This window comes from Streptomyces sp. NPDC001393 (assembly GCF_053597455.1).
The window spans coordinates 1-5,861 of record NZ_JBSFIH010000122.1; the positions used below are offsets into that span (position 1 = coordinate 1).

Genomic DNA, 5,861 nt, shown 5'->3' on the forward strand with positions numbered 1-5,861 from the left:
CCGACCAGGCAGCGGCCGAACAAGTGAACCTGAAACCACGTCAACCCGTTCTGACCAGCTAGTCATCCACTCCCGCACGTCGGGGGAACCTCAGTACTGGCCGACCGCCGCGCCGGCAATCACGCCCTGGCGAGTACCAGGCAGGCATTTTGCCCGCCGAAACCGAACGACGTCGAGACGGCCAGTTCCATCCGTGCCCGGCGTGGAGCGCGGGTCACGACGTCCAGGTCGATGCCCGGCTCCAGGCGGTCTAAATTGGCGGTGGGCGGGATCAGTTGCTGTTCCAGCGCCAGCACGGTGCACACTGCCTCGATGGCCCCCGCCGCTCCCACGGCATGGCCGAGCGTTCCCTTTGTCGCTGTGACCGGTGGTGGGTCGCCGAAGATACGGCGCAATGCCTGATGCTCGGCACGGTCGTTGAGGACGGTGCCGGTGCCATGGGCATTGACGTGATGCACATCGGCCGGGGTGATGCCGGCGTCCCGCAGCGCCGATCGGACGGCGAGTACCGCTCCGTCGCCCTGCGGGTGCGGGGCGGCATAGTGGTGAGCATCGCAGGAGGCACCGAATCCGACGAGCAGTGCGCGGGGTGGCACAGCGCGGGCGATAGCGTGGTCAAGGCGTTCCAGGACAAGTACCGCCGCTCCTTCTGACAGGACGAACCCGTCGCGGTCGGCGTCGAAGGGCCGGGACGCTGATTGCGGGTCGTCCGTCCTTCGGGACAGGGCCCCCATCTGGGAGAAGCAGGCGGCCGGGATGGGGCAGCATACCGACTCGGCACCGCCGGCCAGGACGATGTCGCACGTGCCCGAACGCACCAGGTCCCGCGCGACGCCCAGGGCGGAGGCCCCGGACGCACAGGCAGTTGACACGGCCAGGTTGCAACCCGTCGTACCAAGGTCGAGCGCAATCTCGGCGGCGGCCATGTTGGGGACGCTCCGGGTGATGGCAAGGGGCGATACCTCCTTCACCCGTCCCCGCTCGATCAGACCGATCTCTCGGCCGTAGCGTTCCATGCTGGCAGTTCCGCTGCCGATGACGACACCGATCCGAGCTGGGTCACAGTCGGAGATGTCCAGGCGGGCGTCGGTGACCGCCTCGCGGGCGGCATGGATCGCCAACTGCGTGAAGCGGTCCAGCCGCCAGGAGCGGCGCGCCCCCAGCCGTTCTCGGGCATCCCAGCGAGGTACCCGGCAGGAGATGTCAACGGGCAGCCCCGCGAGTTCCGGGTCCCGCGCGGCGGTGGCGAGGCCCGACAGCAGACCCTTCCAGCTCTCATCGGCGCCGATGCCGGCTGGGGTCACCGCGCCCAGGCCGGTGACGGCGACCTGGCAATCAGGCATGAACGCTGTGCGCGCCGCTCGGCGCGCCATCGGTGCACGGTCGGGCAGCGGACTGCTGCGGCACGCTGAGCATGGCGGCTGCCTCCGCCAGGGTCGAGCGGGGGGTGAGGTCGCCGATCTCGGCGCCTGTCTGCTCCTGGACCATGATGGCCATCTCGACCATGGCAAGGGAGTCGAGCTCCAGCTGCTCGAACGTGGAGTCAGGCGACATCTGTGCGGGGTCGATGCCGAACGTGTCGGTGAGCGTGGTGGTGATCAGTTCGTAGGTGGAGGTCACCGTGTGCCTTTCGTGTCAGAGGCGGTCTTCACCAGTTAAGGAGAACGAGTTGCCCGAACAGTCCGGGGCCGAAGGAGTGCAGGATCCCTGTCCGGCCGGCGGGCGGTGCTGTGGCCATGGTGTCGGCGAGGACATGCAGGACCGACGCCGACGAGCAGTTCCCGGTTTCGGCGAGGTGGGCGCGACTGAGGTCCAGCGCATCATCGGGAAGGCCCACATTCTTGGCCACCTCATCGAGGACTTTCGGTCCGCCGGGGTGGTACACCCAGGCCGCCACGTCCTCGACGGTCAGATCGTGGTCGGAGAGGAAGCTGTGGACGTCTTCGCGGACGTAGGCGCCGAATGCGTCGGGCAGATCCTTGTGCAGGACTACTTCGAAGCCCCAGGAACCGATCCGCAGACCAGCCATGTGTGTGGTGCCTGGGTAGACGCGAGCACGTGTGGCCACGGTGCGCGGACCCACCGCGCTGCGGGCCTTCGCCAACTCGTCACCGCAGGCGACGACTGCGGCAGCGGCATCTCCGCACAATGCGGCGCCCAGCAGGCTCTCGGCCGTTCGGCGGTTGCCTTGGACGTTGAGAGAACACAGCTCGGTCGACAACTGAACCGCAACATGGTCGGGCCATGCGCGCAGGTAATCGTGCATCAGTGCCAGGCCCGCGCCTCCGCCACCGCAGCCGAATCCGAACAACGGCATGCGTTTGACGTCGGGCCGAAACCCGAGTCGGTCGATCAAGGTGACGTCCACCGGCGGAACGCTGATCCCGGTCACGGACTGCGTGATCAGCATGTCCACTTCCTCCGGTTCGACTCCAGCCGCGGCCAGGGCGGCTTCCACCGCACTCTGGCCGAACTGAGTGAATGCCTGGAAGTGCCGGTCATTGCTCGCCTCGAACGACCGCAGGTCGAAGTACTCCTCCAACGGCAGCGCGAGATGACGCTGCCGCACCGTCGTTCCCTCGAACAACCGGTAGAGCAGATCACGCAGATAGCCCTTGAGTCGTAGTTCCTCGGCCAGCGCGTCGGCGAGCACCGACTGCGGATAGGTGTGAGGAGGCAGCAGCTTGTGAACGGCGAGCAAGGTCGGCATGGCACGGACGCTTCCTGTCGGCACCGAGGCGCGCCGGAGTGGCGACGAGCCGATCCAACACCGCCATAAGGGTCAGACAGGCCCCGGTGTCACTCCAATGGCCGATGCTGTTGCCTCGATCGGATGATCACCTTTGGACTGGTTGTGTCCCGCGGCTACGACTCCCTTACGGTCACGGAGACATGGCTCACAGTCAGCAGCACAACCGCACAGAGATCCCTTACTGGTTCGCTGAGCTGGAACCGGTCGTGGCCGGCCTCCTCGACCGGCACCTGGCAACGACGCAGGAGTGGTTTCCGCACCAGTACGTGCCGTGGGGCCGGGGCTGCGACTTCGACGGCCCTCTGGCTGGCCTGCCCTGGCAACAGGCTCAATCGGACCTCTCGCCCACTGCCCGCGCCGCGCTAACACTCAGCGTGCTCACTGAGGACAATCTGCCCAGCTACCATCATCAGCTGCTGACCGGCACCGGAGGCACGGGAGCCTGGCGTGAGTGGATTCACCGCTGGACCGCAGAGGAAGACCGCCACGCCACAGCGATCCGGGCTTACCTGCACACCACCAGGGCGGTCGACCCCGTCGCCCTCGAACGGGCTCGCATGAGTCACATGAGCACACCTACCGGCGAAGACATCAGCGGTGCCGCAGGGCTGGCCTACGTCATGATCCAGGAGCAGGCCACGCGAGTCGCTCACCGAGCAACCGCGGACCACTGCGGCGAGCAGGTATGCGCCCAGCTGTTCATCCGCATCGCCCAGGACGAGAACCTCCACATGGTGTTCTACCGCGACCTCTTCAGAGCCCTGCTCGAACTTGACCCCGACGAGGCACTCGACGGACTGCTCAAGACCCTGCGTACCTTCGCGATGCCCGGCCGCACTCTGCCCGACTTCGCCTCGCTGTCCGGACAGGTCGCGATGGCCGGCTGGTACGACCTCGGCGTCTACCACGACCGTGTCATCACCCCCCTGCTGTCCACCCTCGACCTGGAACGAATGACAGGACTCGGACCGGGCAGCGAGGCCGCCCGGGAGGCGATCACGGCGACCGTGCACGACATCGGCCTGCGCGCCCGCCGATGGAGGGAAATGCGTCAGCGCTCCGTCGGCACCGCAGTCGTCGAACCAAAGTCACCAGCCCACTCGCCCCTCACCCACTCGTGAGTGGACACCCAGTCGCCGTGACCGGCCTGGGTCTGGTCACCGCAGCCGGCGTCGGCGTGGAAAAGACCTGGCAAGGACTGCTGGCCGGACGCTCCACCGCAACGCGTGACCCACAACTGGCCGGAATGCCCGTGGACTTCTCCTGCCGTGCACCACACTTCGACCCCGACGCCACTCTCGGTCGACGCCTGACCTGGCGGTTGGACCGCCATACACAGATGGCACTCATCGCCGCCCGTGAAGCGGTCCAGGACGCCCAGCTCGACCTCGCCGCCATCAACCGCCGCAGGGTCGGGGTCGTCCTCGGCGTGGCATCCGCCAGTACGGACCGTTGGGAGGCCGAGGTCGCCAAACTCGGCGCCAGGCGGGTGAAAGACATGTCTCCCCTGATGGTCCCCCGAAGCTCCCCCAACATGGTTGCCGCGGAAATCAGCCTCCACTTCGATCTCCAAGGGCCCAGTTTCACCGTCAACACAGCTTGCGCCTCCGGTGCCACGGCGATCGGCGTCGCACGTGAACTCCTGGACGGCGCGTGCGACATTGTCCTGGCAGGAGGAGCCGAGTCGGCCTGCAACCGCATCAGCTCAGCCAGCTTCGGGCAAATGGGCGCCCTCTCCCGCCAAGGTCACTGCCCGAAGCACGCCTGCCGGCCCTTCGCCCCCGACCGGGACGGCTTCGTACTCGGAGAAGGAGCCGGCATCCTCCTCCTGGAGACCCCCGTCCACGCCAAGGCACGAGGTGCGCCCACACGCGCACACCTCTGCGGGTACGCCGCCAGCTGCGACGCCCACCATCCCACCAGCCCTCACCCCCAAGGGCGGGGAGCTGTCCAGGCCCTGCACGATGCCCTGACGGACGCCCGACTCCACCCCGACGAGATCGACCACATCAACGCGCACGGCACCGCCACCGTCATGAACGACCGCATCGAAGCCCAGGCCCTGCACACTGTCTTCGGCTCACCGCCACCGGTGACCGCAACCAAAGCCACGCTGGGACATGCGCTGGGAGCATCCGGGGCCATCGAAGCCGCCTGCACTGTGCTGACCCTCCAGCACCAGGCCATTCCCCCCACAGCCAACAGCCTCCGCCAGGAACTCGACCATCAACTGGACCTGGTCACCAAAGCCCCGAGACAAACCCCGATGAACGCAGCCGTCAGCAGCTCCTTCGGCTTCGGCGGCCAGAACGCCGTTCTCGTATTCAACACGCCGTGACCAAGCAGCTCATCAAAGACAGGACCATGACGACCTCCACACCCCCCGAGCCGGTCCGCGGCGCCTCCCGCGACGACATCGCCCTCCACTACGACCTGCCGACAGACTTCTGGCGCCTATGGTTGGATCCCTCCCTCACCTACTCCGCGGCCCTGTGGGACGGCATCGGCGGCGACCCCAGCGACACCGAAGTCCTCCACGCCGCCCAATCCGCCAAGAACCGAGCCCACCTCACCTGGGCTGGGGTCGGTACGGGCACTCACCTGCTGGACATCGGCTGCGGCTGGGGAGCCCTGCTCGCCGAAGCCGCCCAACGCGGCGCAGTCGCCACCGGTCTCACACTCAGCCAGAGCCAGGCCCAGAACATCTGGGACCGCCGCCTGTCCGGCGTGGAAGTCCTCCTGCAGGACTGGCGCGACCACACACCCTCCGCCCCCTACGACGCCATCGTTTCCGTAGGAGCGTTCGAGCACATCACCCGCCCCGGGCTGACCACCGGCGAGCGCATCCACGCGTACACAGACTTCTTCGCCCGCTGCTACGACTGGAGTGAGCCGGGTACCAGGATGTCACTGCAGACCGTCGGCCTCGACCAGCGCACGGAAAAGGACGAGGGCCGCGCCGCGCAGTTCTGCTCACGCGAAATCTTCCCCGCCTCCGCTCTGCCGCGTCTCAGTGAGCCTTTTCCAACCTGCTGCTGCAGCCTGGTAGTTGGGCTGACAACATGGTGAAGCCCCTGGTAGATGGGTTTTCGACCAAGAGAACCGTGTC

6 protein-coding genes are annotated in these 5,861 nt (G+C 67.1%); 3 read left to right on the top strand and 3 right to left on the bottom strand.

Features of this window, described 5'->3' with window-relative positions:
• Nucleotides 1-119: 119 nt before the first annotated feature.
• From ACWC2T_RS45420 to ACWC2T_RS45430, 3 genes are read right to left on the bottom strand one after another with little or no spacing between them, the layout of a single operon-like run.
• The gene (locus tag ACWC2T_RS45420) at nucleotides 120-1,343 is read right to left on the bottom strand and encodes a beta-ketoacyl-[acyl-carrier-protein] synthase family protein (protein WP_450676148.1); all 1,224 of its coding nucleotides are present in this window, start codon (nucleotides 1,341-1,343) and stop codon (nucleotides 120-122) included.
• Entirely contained in the window at nucleotides 1,336-1,620 is a 285-nt protein-coding gene (locus ACWC2T_RS45425) for a phosphopantetheine-binding protein (RefSeq protein ID WP_450676149.1), read from the bottom strand. The genes ACWC2T_RS45420 and ACWC2T_RS45425 overlap by 8 nt, the downstream gene beginning before the upstream one ends.
• A gap of 28 nt (nucleotides 1,621-1,648) precedes the next feature.
• Nucleotides 1,649-2,710, bottom strand: coding sequence for a type III polyketide synthase (locus ACWC2T_RS45430; protein WP_450676150.1), 1,062 nt, complete (start codon nucleotides 2,708-2,710; stop codon nucleotides 1,649-1,651).
• A 182-nt stretch (nucleotides 2,711-2,892) separates the two neighbouring features.
• Here ACWC2T_RS45430 and ACWC2T_RS45435 point away from each other — a divergent pair, with 182 nt between their 5' ends.
• From ACWC2T_RS45435 to ACWC2T_RS45445, 3 genes are read left to right on the top strand one after another with little or no spacing between them, the layout of a single operon-like run.
• A complete protein-coding gene (locus tag ACWC2T_RS45435; RefSeq protein ID WP_450676151.1) occupies nucleotides 2,893-3,873 on the top strand; it encodes an acyl-ACP desaturase in 981 nt (326 codons plus the stop codon).
• 17 nt (nucleotides 3,874-3,890) lie between these two features.
• Nucleotides 3,891-5,090 (top strand): beta-ketoacyl-[acyl-carrier-protein] synthase family protein, encoded by a 1,200-nt coding sequence (locus tag ACWC2T_RS45440; RefSeq protein ID WP_450676152.1) that lies wholly within the window; start codon nucleotides 3,891-3,893, stop codon nucleotides 5,088-5,090.
• Entirely contained in the window at nucleotides 5,087-5,821 is a 735-nt protein-coding gene (locus tag ACWC2T_RS45445; RefSeq protein ID WP_450676153.1) for a class I SAM-dependent methyltransferase, read from the top strand. Before ACWC2T_RS45440 ends, ACWC2T_RS45445 begins: the two co-directional genes overlap by 4 nt.
• The last annotated feature ends 40 nt before the right edge of the window (nucleotides 5,822-5,861 follow it).

What these genes read in the sequence shown, in the direction of transcription:
- ACWC2T_RS45420 (WP_450676148.1), bottom strand. Translation starts at nt 1,343, where the DNA reads ATGCCTGATTGCCAGGTCGCCGTCACCGGCCTGGGCGCGGTGACCCCA.
- ACWC2T_RS45430 (WP_450676150.1), bottom strand. Translation starts at nt 2,710, where the DNA reads ATGCCGACCTTGCTCGCCGTTCACAAGCTGCTGCCTCCTCACACCTAT.
- ACWC2T_RS45435 (WP_450676151.1), top strand. Translation starts at nt 2,893, where the DNA reads ATGGCTCACAGTCAGCAGCACAACCGCACAGAGATCCCTTACTGGTTC.